Source organism: Micromonospora haikouensis, assembly GCF_000876225.1.
GTDB classification, from domain to species: domain Bacteria; phylum Actinomycetota; class Actinomycetes; order Mycobacteriales; family Micromonosporaceae; genus Micromonospora; species Micromonospora haikouensis.
The window spans coordinates 2,370,816-2,385,982 of record NZ_JXSX01000001.1 but is presented as its reverse complement, the minus strand read 5'-3'; the positions used below and the strand labels follow the sequence as shown (position 1 = coordinate 2,385,982).

11 protein-coding genes are annotated in these 15,167 nt (G+C 74.3%); 7 read left to right on the top strand and 4 right to left on the bottom strand.

The features are described 5' to 3' along the window. Positions 1–11 precede the first annotated feature (11 nt). A complete protein-coding gene (locus TK50_RS10475) occupies positions 12–998 on the bottom strand; it encodes a carbohydrate ABC transporter permease (protein ID WP_043962571.1) in 987 nt (328 codons plus the stop codon). Positions 999–1,216: 218 nt separating this feature from the next. Further along, the gene (locus TK50_RS10470; RefSeq protein ID WP_043962570.1) at positions 1,217–2,530 is read right to left on the bottom strand and encodes an ABC transporter substrate-binding protein; all 1,314 of its coding nucleotides are present in this window, start codon (positions 2,528–2,530) and stop codon (positions 1,217–1,219) included. A 1,026-nt stretch (positions 2,531–3,556) separates the two neighbouring features. Between TK50_RS10470 and TK50_RS10465 the strand changes: the two genes are divergently transcribed. Beyond that, the gene (locus TK50_RS10465; protein WP_043962569.1) at positions 3,557–4,171 is read left to right on the top strand and encodes a hypothetical protein; all 615 of its coding nucleotides are present in this window, start codon (positions 3,557–3,559) and stop codon (positions 4,169–4,171) included. Positions 4,172–4,287: 116 nt separating this feature from the next. On the opposite strand, the gene TK50_RS10460 is transcribed toward TK50_RS10465, so the two are convergent. Beyond that, positions 4,288–4,833, bottom strand: a complete 546-nt coding sequence (locus TK50_RS10460; RefSeq protein ID WP_043962568.1) for a plasmid pRiA4b ORF-3 family protein — start codon at positions 4,831–4,833, stop codon at positions 4,288–4,290. A 152-nt stretch (positions 4,834–4,985) separates the two neighbouring features. Between TK50_RS10460 and TK50_RS10455 the strand changes: the two genes are divergently transcribed. Next, a complete protein-coding gene (locus TK50_RS10455; RefSeq protein ID WP_082106241.1) occupies positions 4,986–5,807 on the top strand; it encodes a pyrimidine reductase family protein in 822 nt (273 codons plus the stop codon). Positions 5,808–5,889: 82 nt separating this feature from the next. On the opposite strand, the gene TK50_RS10450 is transcribed toward TK50_RS10455, so the two are convergent. Beyond that, positions 5,890–7,434 carry a M4 family metallopeptidase gene (locus tag TK50_RS10450; RefSeq protein ID WP_043962567.1) on the bottom strand — a complete coding sequence of 515 codons (1,545 nt, stop codon included), beginning with the start codon at positions 7,432–7,434 and terminating at the stop codon, positions 5,890–5,892. A 383-nt stretch (positions 7,435–7,817) separates the two neighbouring features. Here TK50_RS10450 and TK50_RS10445 point away from each other — a divergent pair, with 383 nt between their 5' ends. The 5 genes from TK50_RS10445 (at position 7,818) to TK50_RS10425 (ending at position 15,101) form a co-directional block, all read left to right on the top strand. After that, on the top strand, positions 7,818–9,572 hold the full coding sequence (locus tag TK50_RS10445; protein ID WP_043964232.1) for an ATP-binding protein: 1,755 nt from the start codon (positions 7,818–7,820) through the stop codon (positions 9,570–9,572). Between the two features lie 9 nt (positions 9,573–9,581). Next, a complete protein-coding gene (locus TK50_RS10440; RefSeq protein WP_043962566.1) occupies positions 9,582–10,730 on the top strand; it encodes an exonuclease SbcCD subunit D in 1,149 nt (382 codons plus the stop codon). Further along, the gene (locus TK50_RS10435; RefSeq protein WP_043962565.1) at positions 10,730–13,204 is read left to right on the top strand and encodes an AAA family ATPase; all 2,475 of its coding nucleotides are present in this window, start codon (positions 10,730–10,732) and stop codon (positions 13,202–13,204) included. Before TK50_RS10440 ends, TK50_RS10435 begins: the two co-directional genes overlap by 1 nt. A gap of 68 nt (positions 13,205–13,272) precedes the next feature. Beyond that, entirely contained in the window at positions 13,273–14,244 is a 972-nt protein-coding gene (locus TK50_RS10430; RefSeq protein ID WP_043962564.1) for a hypothetical protein, read from the top strand. Next, positions 14,244–15,101 (top strand): spermidine synthase, encoded by an 858-nt coding sequence (locus TK50_RS10425; protein WP_043962563.1) that lies wholly within the window; start codon positions 14,244–14,246, stop codon positions 15,099–15,101. The genes TK50_RS10430 and TK50_RS10425 overlap by 1 nt, the downstream gene beginning before the upstream one ends. Positions 15,102–15,167: the final 66 nt, after the last annotated feature.

Below are 15,167 nucleotides of genomic sequence, written 5' to 3'. Positions count from 1 at the left end.
TGGCGCAACCCTCACTTGTCGGAACTGATGCGGCGGGCGAGCAGGTAGTTCACCAACGACACCAGCGCGATGAGCAGGAACAGCACGAGGGCGACCGCGCCGGCGTACCCCCAGCGGAACCGCGTGTTCATCACGTCGAGCAGGTACATGGTGATGGTCTGGAACTGCCCCTCCGAACCGCCGGAGAGCGCCCCCGCGCCGCTGGTGAACATCAGCGGCTCGGTGAAGAGCTGGAGCCCGCCGATGGTCGAGACGATCAGCGTGAAGATGATCGTCGGGCGGAGCTGCGGGATGGTGATCGACCAGAACTGCCGGCGCCGCGACGCGCCGTCCAGCGCCGCCGCCTCGTACATGTCCTTGCTGATCGACTGCATGGCGGCCAGGTAGATCAGGGCGTTGTAGCCCACCCAGCGCCAGTCGACCATGGTGGAGATGGCGAACCAGGAGGCGAAGCGGTTCGCCCGCCAGTCGATCGGGTCCATGCCGACCATGTCGAGCAGCCAGTTGGCGAGGCCGAACTCCTTGGCGTAGATCATCGAGAAGATCAGCGCCACCACGGCGGTGGAGGTGATGATCGGCATCGCGATGGCCATCCGGAAGAAGGTCTGCGCCCGCAGCTTCCGGTTCAGCGCGTTGGCCAGCACCAGCGCCAGCATCAGCTGCGGCACGGTGGAGAGCAGGAAGATGCCGAACGTGTTGACGACCGCGTTCCAGAACTGTGGGTCGTTGGTCAGCAGCTCGACGAAGTTGTCCAGGCCGACGAAGCTGATCGTGGCGTTCAGCGGCGACCGGTCGGTGAGCGCGATCCAGACCGTGTAGACGATCGGGTACGCGCTGAAGACCGCGAAGATCACGAAGAACGGCAGGACGTACAGGTACGGGGAGAACTTCAGGTCCAGCCGGGTGAAAGAGGCCGGGCGACGGTGCGCGGCACGGGCGGGGCGGGCGGGTTCACCGCCCCCGCCGGGGGGCGCTGCGGTGTGGAGGTCCAGGCTCATCGACGGTCCTTCTCGTCGGTCGGCGCGACCCGTCCGCGCGGGCGGCGCCGGGGGATTACCGGCCTTCCGCGCGGGCGGTGCCGGGGGGTTGCCGGCCCGGCCGCGTGGGCGGCGCCGGGGATTGCCGGCCCGGCCACGCGGGCGCACCGGGGCTTACCGGGCACCGCGGGTGGCGCCGACAGTCGCCTGTCGACGCCACCCGTGCTCGGTTCGGCCGGTCACTTACCGGCGGCCTCGCCGTTCTTCAGCGCTGCTTCCCACTGCTCGGCGGCGGGCTTGCCCTGCTCGACGGCGCGCAGGGTGTTCTCCACGGCGGTACGGACAGCCTGGTTCTTCGGGCCGAGGTAGACCGGCTTCAGCTCGCTCGCACCGGCGGCGAAGATCTTGCCGACGGGGGCGTTGGTGAAGTACTCGTTGGTCGAGTCGGCGACGGCCGGGTCGGCCAGGGCCTGCGGCGACGACGGCAGGTTGCCGACCTTCTTGAACGCCTCGATCTGGCCCTTGGCGCTGGTCAGGAACTTCACCAGCTCGGCGGCCTCCTTGGGGTGCTTGCTGGACTTCGGCACGGCCAGGAAGGAACCGCCCCAGTTGCCGCCGTTGCCGGGGGCCTTCGCGACGTCCCACTTGCCGGCGGCGGAGTCACCGGCCTGGCCCTTGATGACACCGGTCATCCAGGCGGGGCAGGCGATGGTGGCGAAGGTGCCGTTCTTGAAGCCGGCGTTCCACTCGTTCGAGAACGACTGGAGGTTGTTCGACAGGCCGGCGGCGATCATCTTGGTGGAGAGGTCGTACGCGGTCCGCACGTCCGGGTTCTCGCCGATGACCAGCTTGTTGCTCTTGTCGTAGTAGGTGTAGCCGGAGCCGTTGCCCGCGGTCTGCATCAGCACGACGTTGTAGAAGTTGGTCGCCGAGTCGACGAACTTGTGCTTCTTGTCGGCGGCGGCGAACTTCTGGCCGGCGGCGATGAACTGGTCCCACGTCGGCCAGAGCGCGCCGACCTCTTCGCGGTCGGTCGGCAGGCCGGCCGCCTTGAACAGGTCGCTGCGGTAGCACAGCGCCATCGAGCCGACGTCGGTGCCGAGACCGAGGACGGTGCCGTCCGGGGTGGTGCCCTGCTCCCACTTCCACGGCAGGAAGTTGGCCTTGAGGTCGTTCGCGCCGTGGTCGGCCAGGTTCACGAACTTGCCGGCCTGGGCGTAGAACTGGACGATCGTGCCCTCTTCGAGGGCCACCACGTCGCCGGCGCCGGCGCCGGCGGTGATCTGCTGGGTGAGGCGGGTGTTGTAGTCACCGAGGCCGAGGCCCTTGCCCCGCTGCTCGATCTTGATGTTCGGGTGCTCCGACTCGAACTGCTTGTAGAGCTCGTCGTAGCCGAAGCCCTGGTCGCCGAAGACGTCGACGACGAGCTTGATCGGGTCGTCGCTGCTGCCCGAGCCCTCGTCGTCGCTGCCGCAGGCGGAAGTGGTGGCGATCATCGCGACGGACGCGAGCGCGATGGCCGCGAGCCGCCGGCGACGGATTGGGACGCTCATCCGAGACCCCTCTTTCGGTGGTGAGGCTGTGTCATGTGGTGGGGGGTGCTGTGCAGGCGCTCGCGGCCGGCGGCCGGAGCCCACGGTCGACGCCCGGCGCCGTAGCGGAGAGATCCGCAACACAGCCCCGGGAGCGCTCCCATGAGACTGGAGGAGAGTCCCCGAGGTGTCAATAAGCCGTTGGGAGCGTTCCCAGATCGTTACCGCCGTGTGTCGGAACTATCGCTGCGGCGCGTCTGAGCGACGCGACCCGCCGGCGCACCGGCAGCTGCCCCGGAGCGTCATGTCGGGCAGATGGCGGCATCACCGCGCCGGGATACCACCACCTGCCCGACATCACGCCACGCGACCACCGGGTTGGGCGGTTTGTCCGACCGGGCGCGGTGGCGTGGGGCGGGTCCGGCGTGGGGCGACGTGGGGCAGCTTCGGCGTGGGCGCGACTGGGGCGGGGCGGGCCGGGATGACCGGCGGACCCCGGGGCGGGCGAGCCGGGCCGGGGCAGGGCAGCACGGGGCGGGGCAGCACGGGGCGGAGCGGGCCGGGGCTGGGCGTGGCTGGGTTGATCGACTTCATGTCGGTGACATGGCGGCATCAACGCGCCGGGATACCCCCACCTGCCCGACATCCCGTCACCCCTCCACCGGAATGGGCGGATTGTCCGACCCGGCGGGGCGCGTGTGGGGCGGGGTGGGTCGAGGTGGGCGGGGCCGGGGTCGGGCTGGTGACGGGCGGCACCTCCGGGCCGGAATCCTGGCCGGGGCGGGGGCGTTACACCTGATGGACGACCGCAGCAGCATCCCGGATCCCCCCGGATCCAGCAGGACCCGCCCCCGCCACCCGGGTTGTCACCCCCGGGGAATGGGGGCCGGTCGCCGGTCGTTACACCTGGACCCGGCGCCGCAAGGCAGCCGAACCCCTCCTCCTTCTTCTTTCCCCCTTTTGTTCGTTGTTCGGGCGCCTCGACGTGGTGCTCACACCCGCCCACCCCTACGGGCCGGTGTCGACCCCCCGATAGGAGTCACCCCCATGAACACGACCATCCTGCGTAAGAGCGTCCTCGGCATCGCCGGACTCGCGTTCGCCGGTGGCCTCGCCGCCGGCCCCCTGAACCACCACACCACCACCGACACCGGCACCGGCACTGTTGACGCGCGGCCCGTCGCCGCCGTGCAGGCCGACAAGACCGCCGCCGTGGACACGGCCAAGCTGATCCCGCACGGCGTGCAGGGCACGCAGTCGCGCATCGGCCTCGACGCCGAGCAGACCGCCAACGCCAAGGCCATCATCGCCGCCACCAAGAAGACCGGCCTCGACGAACGCGCCGCGGTCATCTCCATCGGCACCGCCCTGCAGGAATCGAAGCTGCAGAACCTGGGTCACCTCGGCGACCGCAACGACCACGACTCCCTCGGCCTGTTCCAGCAACGCCCCTCCAGCGGCTGGGGTTCGCCGGAGCAGATCACCGACCCGGAGTACGCGACCACCGCGTTCCTCAAGGGCCTGCGACAGGTCGACGGCTGGCAGGACATGCCGCTGACCGACGCCGCCCAGACGGTGCAGGTCTCGGCCTACCCCGACGCGTACGCGCAGTGGGAGCAGCAGGCCGCCGACCTCGTCACCCAGCACTGGAACAACAGCTGACCCAGCGAACACACGCCGCCGGCCGGGCCCCGATCACCGGGGCCCGGCCGGCGGCGTCTCCACCTCGCCCAGCCGAGTGTCAGGTAGGAGCCCTCCGCTGCCGAAGCGTTCGCGCCTCAGCAGAGGTGGCGCAGGAGGGTGGCGGCGCGGCCCGGGTCGAAGGCGTCCGGGTCGTACGCGTCGCCGGCCCAGTCCCGCAGCCGTTCGTGCTCGGGGTGTGCGGGGTCGACGAGCGCGGCCAGCAGCACCTGGTGTCCGGCCGGACCGCCGACGTCCTCCGGCGGGCAGGCCCGCTCGCCGGCCAGGCAGGTCGGGTACCGCTCGTCCGGGTCGGCGGTGACGGCGTCCTCGACGAGGATGTCGTGCTCCCACCAGTCGCCGAAGTCGTAGGTGTAGTGGAAGCGGCTGCCCTTGCCGACGACCGCGTCCAGCCGGACGTCCAGCTCGTCGCGCACGGCCAGTTCCCCGTCCGGGTCGGGCTCGGCGTACTGCGTGCCGTCGATCTCGAACGAGTGCAGGTGGCAGTCGCGCCAGCCCATCGCGTGCTGCACGACCCGGTGCAGCCGGTCCAGCGTGTAGCCGGCGGGGACCAGCACCCGCCGCCAGACGAGGGGGTGGACTCCGACGAGGGACACCTTCAGCTGGAATATCTGACGTGGCATGTGCTGCCCCCTTCCATCACGACATAGGCTGCCGGCATGATCTGCCGAGCCTGCCGGGAACGGCGGCACGACGAATGCCCGGGCCGGAAGTGGTGCGACTGCCAGCACCGTACCCCCGAACCCACCCCTCCGGTCACGGGTCCGGCCGGCGAATGAGCGCCGAAGCCGCGATTTCCCGTCTCTGGCCGGCCCCGTCGGCGACCCCGTTGGACGACGCGGAGCTGACCGCGCTGTACGGCCGGACGGACCGGCCCCACCTGCGGGTGAACTTCGTGACGAGCGTCGACGGCGCGGTCTCGCTCGACGGCTACTCTGCGGGGCTGTCCGGCGTGCCGGACAAGCGGGTCTTCGGCCTGCTGCGGATGCTCTGCGACGGGCTGCTGGTGGCCGCCGGGACGCTGCGCCACGAGGGGTACGGCGCGGTGCGGCTCGACGCGGCGCGGCGGGCCTGGCGGCGCGCCCACGGGCTGGCCGAGTATCCGACCCTGGTGGTGGTCTCCGGCTCGCTGGACCTGGACCCGGCACAGGCCGCCTTCGCCGACGCGCCGGTGCGCCCGGTGGTGCTCACCCACGCCGCCGCCGAGGCGCCGCCGGGCCTGACCGAGGTGGCCGACCTGGTGCGCTGCGGGGCCGACCGGGTGGATCTCGCCGCCGGCCTGGCCGAGTTGCGCCGGCGCGGCCTCTCGCAGGTGCTCTGCGAGGGCGGCCCGCACCTGTTCGGCGCGCTCACCGCCGCCGACCTGGTAGACGAGGTCTGCCTCACGGTCGCGCCGCTGCTCGCCGGGGCCGGGCCGGGGCGGATCGCCGCCGGGCCCGCCGGCGGGCACCGGGAGTTGCCGCTGCGACACGTGCTGGCCGCCGCCGACGGCGTGCTGATGCTCCGCTACGCCCGCGAAGCCCGAGCCGAAGCCAACGCCAACGCCAACGCCGAAGCCGACGCCGACGCAGCCCCGGCCCCGGCCGCCGCTTCGTAGGCGGGGCGGGGGCGCGGGGCCGGGGCCGCGGGCGGTTCCGGCACGGCGGGGACGTCGCCGCCCCCGCCGTACTCCGATCGGGTCAGGCGACCTTGACCGCCGTCCAGGCGGCGGCGACGGTCCGGTACTCGACGCTGCTGGCGCCGTACAGGTCGGCGGCGGCCGACAGGGTGGCGGTGCGGGCCCCCGCGTAGTTGGTCCGCGAGGTCATGTAGGTGGTCAGCGCGCGGTACCAGATCGCGCCGGCCTTGGCGTTGCCGATGCCGGTGATGGTGCTGCCGTCACAGGTGGGGCTGTTGCCGTACGCGGACGCGCCGCTGCCGACGGCGAGCAGGTAGAAGAAGTGGTTGGCCACGCCGGAGGAGTAGTGCACGTCCTTGAAGCGCAGGGTGGTGGACCAGCAGTCGGCCGAGGAGCCGTCCTTCGAGGGCTTGTCCATGTAGCGCAGCGGCGTGCTGCGCAGCTTCTCGCCGATGAGGTAGTCGCCGGGGTCGCTGGCGTTGGCGGCGGAGAACTCCACGAGGGTGCCGAAGATGTCGCTGGTGGCCTCGTTGAGGCCGCCGGACTCACCGCTGTAGACCAGGCCGGCGGTGTTGCTGGTGACGCCGTGGGTCATCTCGTGGCCGGCGACGTCGAGGGAGGTCAGCGGGGCGAAGCCGGAGCCGCCGTCGCCGTAGGTCATGCAGAAGCAGGAGTCGCTCCAGAACGCGTTGGCGTAGTTGGTGCTGTAGTGCACCCGGCTGTAGGCGGCGACGCCGTCGTTGCGGATGCCGTTGCGGCCGAACGTGTTCTTGTAGTAGTCCCAGGTGACGGCCGCACCGTAGTGGGCGTCGGCGGCGGCGGTCTGCCGGTTGGCCGTGGTGCCGTCGCCGAAGACGTTGGTGGCGCTGGCGACGAGGGTGCCGGTGCCGCTGGTGGAACCGTTCAGGTCGTACGTCTTGTGGCCGCCGCGGGCGCCGTCGGTGAGCTGGTACGTGCTGCCGGAGGCGGTGGTGCCCAGCGGCACGGTGCCGGAGTGGAGGGTGTTGCCGGTGCCCTCGCGCTGCACGCCCTCCCAGGAGCTGCGGACCCCGCCGGTGGCGGCGTCGACGAGCACGTGCAGCTCGCTGGGGGTGCCGTCGGCGTACACGCCGCCGACGACCACCTCGTAGGCGAGGGCCGTGCGCGCGCCGTCGGCGTCGTACACGAGCTGGGTGCCGTCGACGCGGCGGGCGGTGGCGGTGGAGGCGGCGAGGGCGGCGCGGCCGGCGGCGGCCTCGCCGACGGCGGGCCGCGCGGAGCGGTCGGCGCGGCGCGGGGCGGCCGTCAGGGTCTGGCTGGCGCCGCGCCAGGCGCCGCCCTTGCCGAGGTGCACGACCAGGTCGCCGCCGAGCACGGGCAGCCCGTCGAGGTAACGGTGCAGCCGGACGTGCTCGGTGCCGTCGGCGTCGGTCGCGACGTTCTTCAGCGTGAAGCTCTGCCCGTCGCCGGCGAGGGCGTCGCCGGCGTGGGACTTCAGCTGGGTGACGGCGCGGGTGAACGCGTCGGCGGAGGGGGCGGCGGCCGGGGCGGCGACGGCCGCGCCGGGCACGGCGGTGGCCAGCAGCGCGGCCGAGGCCAGGCCCGCCAGGACAGTGGTACGACGCATGAGGCTCCTGCCTTCGATCGACGGCCGGTCGGAAGGGGGTGCCGACCGGCGGTGACCCGGCGGTGGTGGCCGCCGGGCCGGCCCACGGCCCGCAGGTGGCGGGCCGCAGGGGCACACCCCGAAACATCGACGTAACGAAGATCCTCGATGAGTGCCGGTGTCATTGTTGCGCCGAGCAACCGGTTCGTGTCACCTCTGCGACGAGAAATTTTGCGACACCGTGCGCGTTCGGAGGAATGCGACGAGTGATCGCGTACCGGGCGGAGGGTGGCGTCCGCCGCGTCGCGTGGCAACCTGTCACATCCCTGCGGCAGGATGCTCCTCGTGTGCCGTGACCGAGACGACCAGCTGACGGGAGCGGGCCGATGACCGAGAGCCTGCCGATCACCGACGACGGGTCCACCGGCCCCGGCGAGGGGGTCGGCCGCGTGCTCGGCACCGCCGACGCCACCCCGCTGACGTTCTGGACGGCCGTGGCCCCCGGCAGCTACCTCCAGCTCGACGACGTGGTGGTGACCCGCCGCGAGATGCCCGACCGCGAGCCGGTGACCATCGCCGGGGTGGTGACCCAGGTGCGGGCGCGGCACGAGGGCGCCCAGTTCGACTCGGACGTGTTCGCCATCGCCGACGGCACCCTGCCGGCGATGGTGCAGGAGGCCGCCGAGATCACCACCACCCGGGTCGACCCGGAGGTCTACGTCCCGCCGACGCCGGGGGCGGTGGTGCACCGGGCCGAGGGCGACGCGCGGGCCCGCGCGCTGCACTTCGACCGGATGGAGCGGCGCATCCCGATGGGCATGGGCCGCGACGGGGTGCCCGTCTACCTCAACGCCGACTTCCTCGACGGCACCCGGGGCGCGCACGTCTCCATCTCCGGCATCTCCGGGGTCGCCACCAAGACCAGCTTCGCCACGTTCCTGCTCTACTCGGTCTTCCGTTCCGGGGTGCTCGGCGGCGACGCGGTCAACGCCAAGGCGCTGATCTTCAACGTCAAGGGCGAGGACCTGCTGTTCCTCGACCACCCCAACACCCGCCTCGACGACGCCACCCGCGCCGGCTACGCCAGGCTCGGGCTCAGCGCCGGGGCATTCCCCGATGTGCGGGTCTACGCCCCGCCCCGGGTCGGCGACTCCTCCGGCACCCCCGACGTGAGCAGCCGGCTGACCGGGGTGGACAGCTTCTACTGGACGCTGAGCGAGTTCTGCGCCGACCGCCTCCTGCCCTACGTCTTCGCCGACGCCGACGACGAGCGCCAGCAGTACACGATGGTCGTCCACTCGGTCGCCGCCCACCTGGCCCGCTACGCGCAGCCCGCCGACGGCGGGGTGAGCGTCGACGGGGTGCGCCTCGGGTCCTACACCGACCTGGTCGACCACATCGTCGAGCAGCTCAACGACGACGAGACCCGGGGCGACTGGGCCGGCAGCGCCGTCGGGCTGGGCACGGTCAACGCGTTCGCCCGACGGCTCATCGGCAGCAAGAAGGACCTGGGGCGGCTGATCCGGGGCGACCTCGCCACCCGCCGCCCGCACAGCATCAACACCAGCGAGTCCGCGCAGGTGACCGTGGTCGACCTGCACAACCTGCCCGACCGGGCGCAGCGGTTCGTCGTCGGCGTGACCCTCAAGAGCGAGTTCGAGCGCAAGGAGAAGGCGGGCACGGCCAAGCCGCTGCTCTTCGTCGTCCTCGACGAGCTCAACAAGTACGCGCCCCGGGAGGGCTCCTCCCCCATCAAGGAGGTGCTGCTCGACATCGCCGAGCGGGGTCGCTCGCTCGGGGTGATCCTGGTCGGCGCGCAGCAGACCGCGAGCGAGGTGGAGCGGCGCATCGTCACCAACTCGGCGATCCGGGTGGTCGGCCGGCTCGACCCGGCCGAGGCGTCCCGCCCGGAATACGGCTTCCTGCCGCCGGCCCAGCGGCAGCGGGCGCTGCTGGCCAAGCCGGGCACGATGTTCGTCAACCAGCCCGACATCCCGGTCCCGCTCTGCCTGGAGTTCCCCTTCCCGGCGTGGGCCACCCGGGTCTCCGAGGCCGGTCGCGCGCCCTCGGAGACGCTACGGTCGATCACGGGGGCGGCCGACCCGTTCGCGGTGGTCGGCTCCGGCGGCGGCACGAGCGACGACGACATCCCGTTCTAGGGGGCAGTCATGAAGATCCTGCACACCTCGGACTGGCACGTCGGCAAGGTGCTCAAGGGGCAGTCCCGGGCCGAGGAGCACAAGCAGGTCCTCGCCGGGGTGATCGAGGTCGCCCGCGCCGAGCGCCCCGACCTGGTGATCGTCGCCGGTGACCTCTACGACACGGCCGCGCCCACTCCGGAGGCGACCCGGCTGGTCACCCGGGCGCTGACCGCGCTGCGCCGCACCGGCGCCGACGTGGTGGCCATCGGCGGCAACCACGACAACGGCCAGGCCCTCGACGCGCTGCGGCCGTGGGCCGAGGCCGCCGGCATCACCCTGCGCGGCGGGGTGCGGGAGAACCCCGACGAGCACGTCATCGACGGCACGACGGCCGGCGGGGAGCGCTGGCGGGTGGCCGCGCTGCCGTTCTTGTCCCAGCGCTACGCGGTGCGGGCCGTGGAGATGTACGAGCTGACCGCCGCCGAGGCCACCCAGACGTACGCCGACCACCTGGGCCGGGTGCTCGGCCGGCTCACCGAGGGCTTCGACGAGCCCGACCGGGTGCACCTGGTCACCGCCCACCTCACCGTGGTCGGGGCGACCACCGGCGGCGGCGAGCGCGACGCGCACACCGTCCTGGGCTACGCGGTGCCGGCGACGGTGTTCCCGGGCACCGCCCACTACGTGGCGCTGGGCCACCTGCACCGGTCGCAGCGGGTGTCGGGGCCCTGCCCGATCCGCTACAGCGGCAGCCCGCTCGCCGTCGACTTCGGCGAGCAGGAGAACGTCCCGTCGGTGACGGTCGTCGAGGTGACCGCGACCAGCGCGGCGCGCATCCGGGAGGTGCCGGTGCCGGCGGCGGTGCCGCTGCGCACGGTGCGGGGCACCCTCGCCCAGCTCGCCGAGATCGCCCCGCCGGAGGGCTGGCTGCGGGTGTTCGTCCGCGAGCAGCCCCGGGCCGGGCTGCGGGAGGAGGTGCAGGAGCTGCTGCCCCGGGCCCTGGAGATCCGGATCGACCCGGAGCTGGTGCCGGCCCCCGGCAGCGGCGCCCGCACCGCCCAGCGGGCCGGCCGGTCGCCCCGGGAGCTGTTCGCCGACTACCTCGACAGCCGGGGGCACGACGACGCCGACGTCCGGGAGCTGTTCGACGAGCTGTTCGAGGAGGTGGACCGCTGATGCGCCCGATGCGACTGGACATGGCGGGCTTCACCGTCTTCCGCGACGAGACCACCGTCGACTTCACCGACGCCGACTTCTTCGCCCTCGTCGGCCCGACCGGCTCCGGCAAGTCCACGGTGCTCGACGCCATCTGCTTCGCCCTCTATGGCACGGTGCCCCGCTGGGGCGGGACGCGGGGGCTGGGCAACGCGCTCGCCCCGTCCGCCACCGAGGCGCGGGTGCGGCTGGTCTTCGAGTCCGCCGGGGACCGCTACGTGGCGACCCGCGTGGTGCGCCGCGACGGCCGGGGCAACGTCAAGACCGCCAACGCCGGGTTGCAGCTCATGCCGGCCGGGTTCGACGTGACCAAACTGGACACCGGGCTCAGCCCGGAGGACCTGGGCGAGGTGGTGGCCGGCACCCCGGCCGAGATGGACCGGGCGGTGCTGGAGGCGGTGGGGCTGCCGTACGAGCAGTTCACCAGCTGCGTGGTGCTGCCGCAGGGGCAGTTCGCCGACTTCCTGCACGCCAGGCCGGCGACCCGGCAGCAGATCCTGGTGAACCTGCTCGGCCTCGGCGTCTACGAGGAGGTGCAGCGGCGGGCCACCGAGCGGGCCGGGCGGGCCGAGGCGCGGCTGGAGGCGGTCGACCGGGTCCTCGGCGGGCTCGCCGACGTCGATGACGCGGCGCTGACCGGGGCGCGGGAGCAGATCGGGCGGGCGCACGAGCTGGCCGGGGCGGTCGCGGCGGCCGTACCGGAGCGGGATGCGGCCCGCGCGGCGGCGCGGGACGCCCACGCGGCGCTGGCGGCTCTCGACGCCGAGCTGGCCGTGCTCGACGGGGTGCGCGCGCCCGGCGGGGTGGCCGAGGTGGCGCGGGCGGTGGCCGACGCGCGGGCCGGCGTGGGCGAGGCCGCGGGCGCGGTGGCGCTGGCCGAGGAGCGCGAGGAGAAGCTGCGCGGCGAGCTGGCCGGCGCGGGCGACGAGAGCGCGCTGCGGCTGCTGCTGAAGGCGCACGCCGACCGGGACCGGCTCGCCGGGCAGGCCGGGTCGGTGGCCACGGCGGTGACGGCCGCGCAGGCCGAGCACGACGCGGCGGTCGCCGCGCTGGAGGAGGCGCGGGCGGCGGCGCAGCGGGCCGAGGCGGAGCTGGAGGCGGCGTTCCGGGCGCACGAGGAGGCCAAGGCCACCGACCAGGCGGTGGCGCTGCGGGCGCACCTGGTCGACGGGGCCGCCTGCCCCGTCTGCGAGCAGGTGGTGGCCCGGGTGCCGGCGGTGCCGGCGGGTTCGGCGGTGGCGCGGGCCACCGCCGCCGGGAAGGCGGCGCGGGCGGCGGCGCAGGCGGCCCAGCGGGTGGTGCAGGAGCGCGACGCGGCGGCCCGGGACGTGGAGCGGGTGCTGCTGCGGGCCCGCGCCGAGCACGACCAGCTGCGGGACCGGCTGGCCGAGCTGGACGACCAGCTCGCCGGTGCCGCCGCCCCGGCGGCGCTGCGGCACGACCTGGCCGAGCACGCCCGGCTGCGCAGGGCCCTCGACGACGCGGCGGGCGCGGTGCGGGCGGGGCGCGACGCCGCCCGGCGGGCCCGGGGGGCCCTCGACGCGGCCGAGGAGCGGCTGCGCGGCGCGTGGCGGGACTTCGACGCGACCCGCGACGGGCTGGCCCGGTTCGGCCCGCCGGCCGCCGACCGGGACGACGTCGCCGCGGCCTGGGCGACGCTGACGGGGTGGGCCGGCGGGGAGGCGGCGCGGCGGCGCGCGGACCGGCCGGGGCTGGCCGAGGCGGTCGCCGGGGCGGAGGCCGCCGTGGCGGCCGTGCAGGACCGGATCGCGGAGATCTTCGCCGCCGCCGGGCTGGCCGCCACCGACGACCCGGTGCGGGCGGCCACCGTCGCCGTGGAGCGCGCCGAGGCCGCCCACCGGCGGCTGGTGGAGCGCCGCGAGCAGGCCGCCGAGCTGCGCGAGCAGCGGGCCGGGCACGAGCGGCAGGCCCGGGTGGCCCGGGCGCTGGCCGGGCACCTGCGGGCCAACAACTTCGAGCGCTGGCTGCTGGCCGAGGCGCTGGACCTGCTGGTCGACGGCGCGTCGGGGATCCTGCGCGAGCTGTCGGGCGGCCAGTACGACCTGGTGCACGACAAGGGCGAGTTCTTCGTCGTCGACCACCACGACGCGGGGCTGCGGCGCGGGGTGCGCACGCTCAGCGGCGGGGAGACGTTCCAGGCGTCGCTGGCCCTGGCGCTGGCGCTGTCGGAGCAGCTCGCGGGGTTGTCCACCACGGCGGCGAGCCTGGAGTCGATCGTGCTGGACGAGGGGTTCGGCACCCTGGACGCGGCGACCCTGGACACGGTGGCGGCCACCCTGGAGAGCCTGGCCGCCCGGGGTGACCGGATGGTCGGCGTGGTCACCCACGTGCCGGCGCTGGCCGAACGCATCCCGGTCCGGTTCGAGGTCCGCAAGGACGCCCGCACCGCCCGGGTGGAACGGACGGGCCTGTGACGGGGCCGGGCGGGGGCGCTCCGACCGGTCGGGGGCCGGGCGGGGCGGGGCCGGGCGGCGCCGATCCGGTGGGCGAGGCGCCGGAGCTGTTCGTCGACGCCTGGGACCCGGGCTACGGCGCGTCCTTCGAGGCGGTGCCGGGCGGGCCGGCCACGCCGAGCCGCCAGCAGGTCGACGCGGAGGTGGAGCTGCCGGCGGTGGACTGGCGGGCCATCGACGTCCGGCCCGGCGTCCGCGCCCCGGACGTGGTGCTGCTCGTCGACGGCGTACGCCGGATCGACGCGAGCGTGTGGACGGCCGAGGCCGACGGGGCGTCGTTCCCGGGCGTGGCCGCCTCGTACGCCGCCGGGGTGGTCCGCTGCGACCTGGAGCGGGGCGCGGCGCGGCTCGCCGGCACCCAGGTGCGGCGGGGGCTGTTCACGGCCAGCCCGTCGGCCCGGGAGGTGCGCGCCGGCACGGTGCGCTACCCGGTGCACCGGGTCGGCGGCACCGGCGAGCTCAACAAGCTCCAGGCGGCCGTGCAGGGGCCGCTGACCGCGCTGGAGGTGGAGGTCTCCGGTGCGGCCCGGGTCGACGGGGACCTGCTGGTCGTCGACGGCCCGCTGCGCAGCCGCCGGCAGTTGCCCCGCACCCTCGGGTACGTCAAGACCCAGCACAGCCAGTATCTCGACGCCCGGCTGACGGCCGTGGTGACCGGGCTGCGTGCCGGCCAGCGGTCCCCGGTGTTCCGGCTCGTCACCGCCTGGGGCGGCTACTCCTGGTATCTGCGGCTGCCCGTCTCCGGGGGCGCGCCGTGGGCCGGCATCGTGCGGGTGGAGTGCTCGGCCGAGCTGGCCGAGTCCGAGGCGTTCGCGCTGGCCGACCTGTCGCTGGTCACGCTGCCCCGATTCGCGTCCACCCCGTACAAGGACCCGCGCGCACCGCAGAACCTCGTCCCGATCGCCGGCCTGGAGCGCCGCCTGCGGGCGCTGCTGGGCGACGCCCGCCTGCTGCACCGGGCGCTGACCGCCGCGGCCCGGGGCCGCGGCCCCCGCGTCTGATGGGCCGCCGCCGGGACACGGGCCGGGTGACCGCGCGGGTCGACACCGGCGAGGCCGAGCTGGTCCCGGACGCCGACCGGCCGCGGTCGTTCACCCTGCTGCTCGACGGCGCGCCGCAGTCGCACGTGGATCTCGCCGACCCCACCCACCTGGAGTTCGAGTACGTCCGGCGGCTCGCCGCCGCCCTCGACCTGGTCGCCCCGGCGGGCGCTCCGCTGCGGGTGCTGCACCTCGGCGGCGGGGCGCTGACCCTGCCCCGGTACGTGCAGGCCACCCGCCCCGGCTCCACCCAGCGGGTGTCCGAGGTGGACGCCGCCCTCGTGGAGCTGGTCCGTCGGGAGCTGCCCTGGCCGGCCGACCCCCGGCTGCGGGTGCGGGTCGCCGACGCGCGGGCCACCCTGGGGTCCACCCGCGACGCCAGCTACGACGTGGTGGTCGCCGATGTCTTCGCGGGCGCCCGCACCCCGGCGCACCTGACCAGCGTGGAGTACGCGGCCGAGGTGGCCCGGGTGCTGACCCCCGGCGGCTGGTACCTGGCCAACGTCGCGGACGGGCCGCCGCTGCGGCACGCCCGCGCGCAGGTCGCCACGGTCCGGGCGGTGCTGCCCCGGGCCTGCGTGGTGAGCGACGCGGCGGTGCTGCGCGGCCGGCGCTACGGCAACCTGGTGCTGGTCGCCGGCCGGGTGGACCCGCCGGTGCCGGAGCTGACCCGGAGGGCGGCCGGGGACTGGTTCCCGGGCCGGGTGCTGGCCGGCGACGAGCTGGACCGGTTCGCCGGCGGGGCGGCCGTGGTGCGCGACGCCGACGCCACCGACTCCACTCCGCCCCCGCCGGGAATTTTCTCGGTGCGCCGTTGATCCGCTGGGCTCCCCGGTGCGTATCACCGGGCGGCCATGCCCGGTGGGGGTCGGGCTGATGTCATC

Coding starts and splice junctions, on each gene's coding strand:
- TK50_RS10475 (WP_043962571.1), bottom strand. CDS start 998: ATGAGCCTGGACCTCCACACCGCAGCGCCCCCCGGCGGGGGCGGTGAA.
- TK50_RS10470 (WP_043962570.1), bottom strand. CDS start 2,530: ATGAGCGTCCCAATCCGTCGCCGGCGGCTCGCGGCCATCGCGCTCGCG.
- TK50_RS10465 (WP_043962569.1), top strand. CDS start 3,557: ATGAACACGACCATCCTGCGTAAGAGCGTCCTCGGCATCGCCGGACTC.
- TK50_RS10460 (WP_043962568.1), bottom strand. CDS start 4,833: ATGCCACGTCAGATATTCCAGCTGAAGGTGTCCCTCGTCGGAGTCCAC.
- TK50_RS10455 (WP_082106241.1), top strand. CDS start 4,986: ATGAGCGCCGAAGCCGCGATTTCCCGTCTCTGGCCGGCCCCGTCGGCG.
- TK50_RS10450 (WP_043962567.1), bottom strand. CDS start 7,434: ATGCGTCGTACCACTGTCCTGGCGGGCCTGGCCTCGGCCGCGCTGCTG.
- TK50_RS10440 (WP_043962566.1), top strand. CDS start 9,582: ATGAAGATCCTGCACACCTCGGACTGGCACGTCGGCAAGGTGCTCAAG.
- TK50_RS10435 (WP_043962565.1), top strand. CDS start 10,730: ATGCGCCCGATGCGACTGGACATGGCGGGCTTCACCGTCTTCCGCGAC.
- TK50_RS10425 (WP_043962563.1), top strand. CDS start 14,244: ATGGGCCGCCGCCGGGACACGGGCCGGGTGACCGCGCGGGTCGACACC.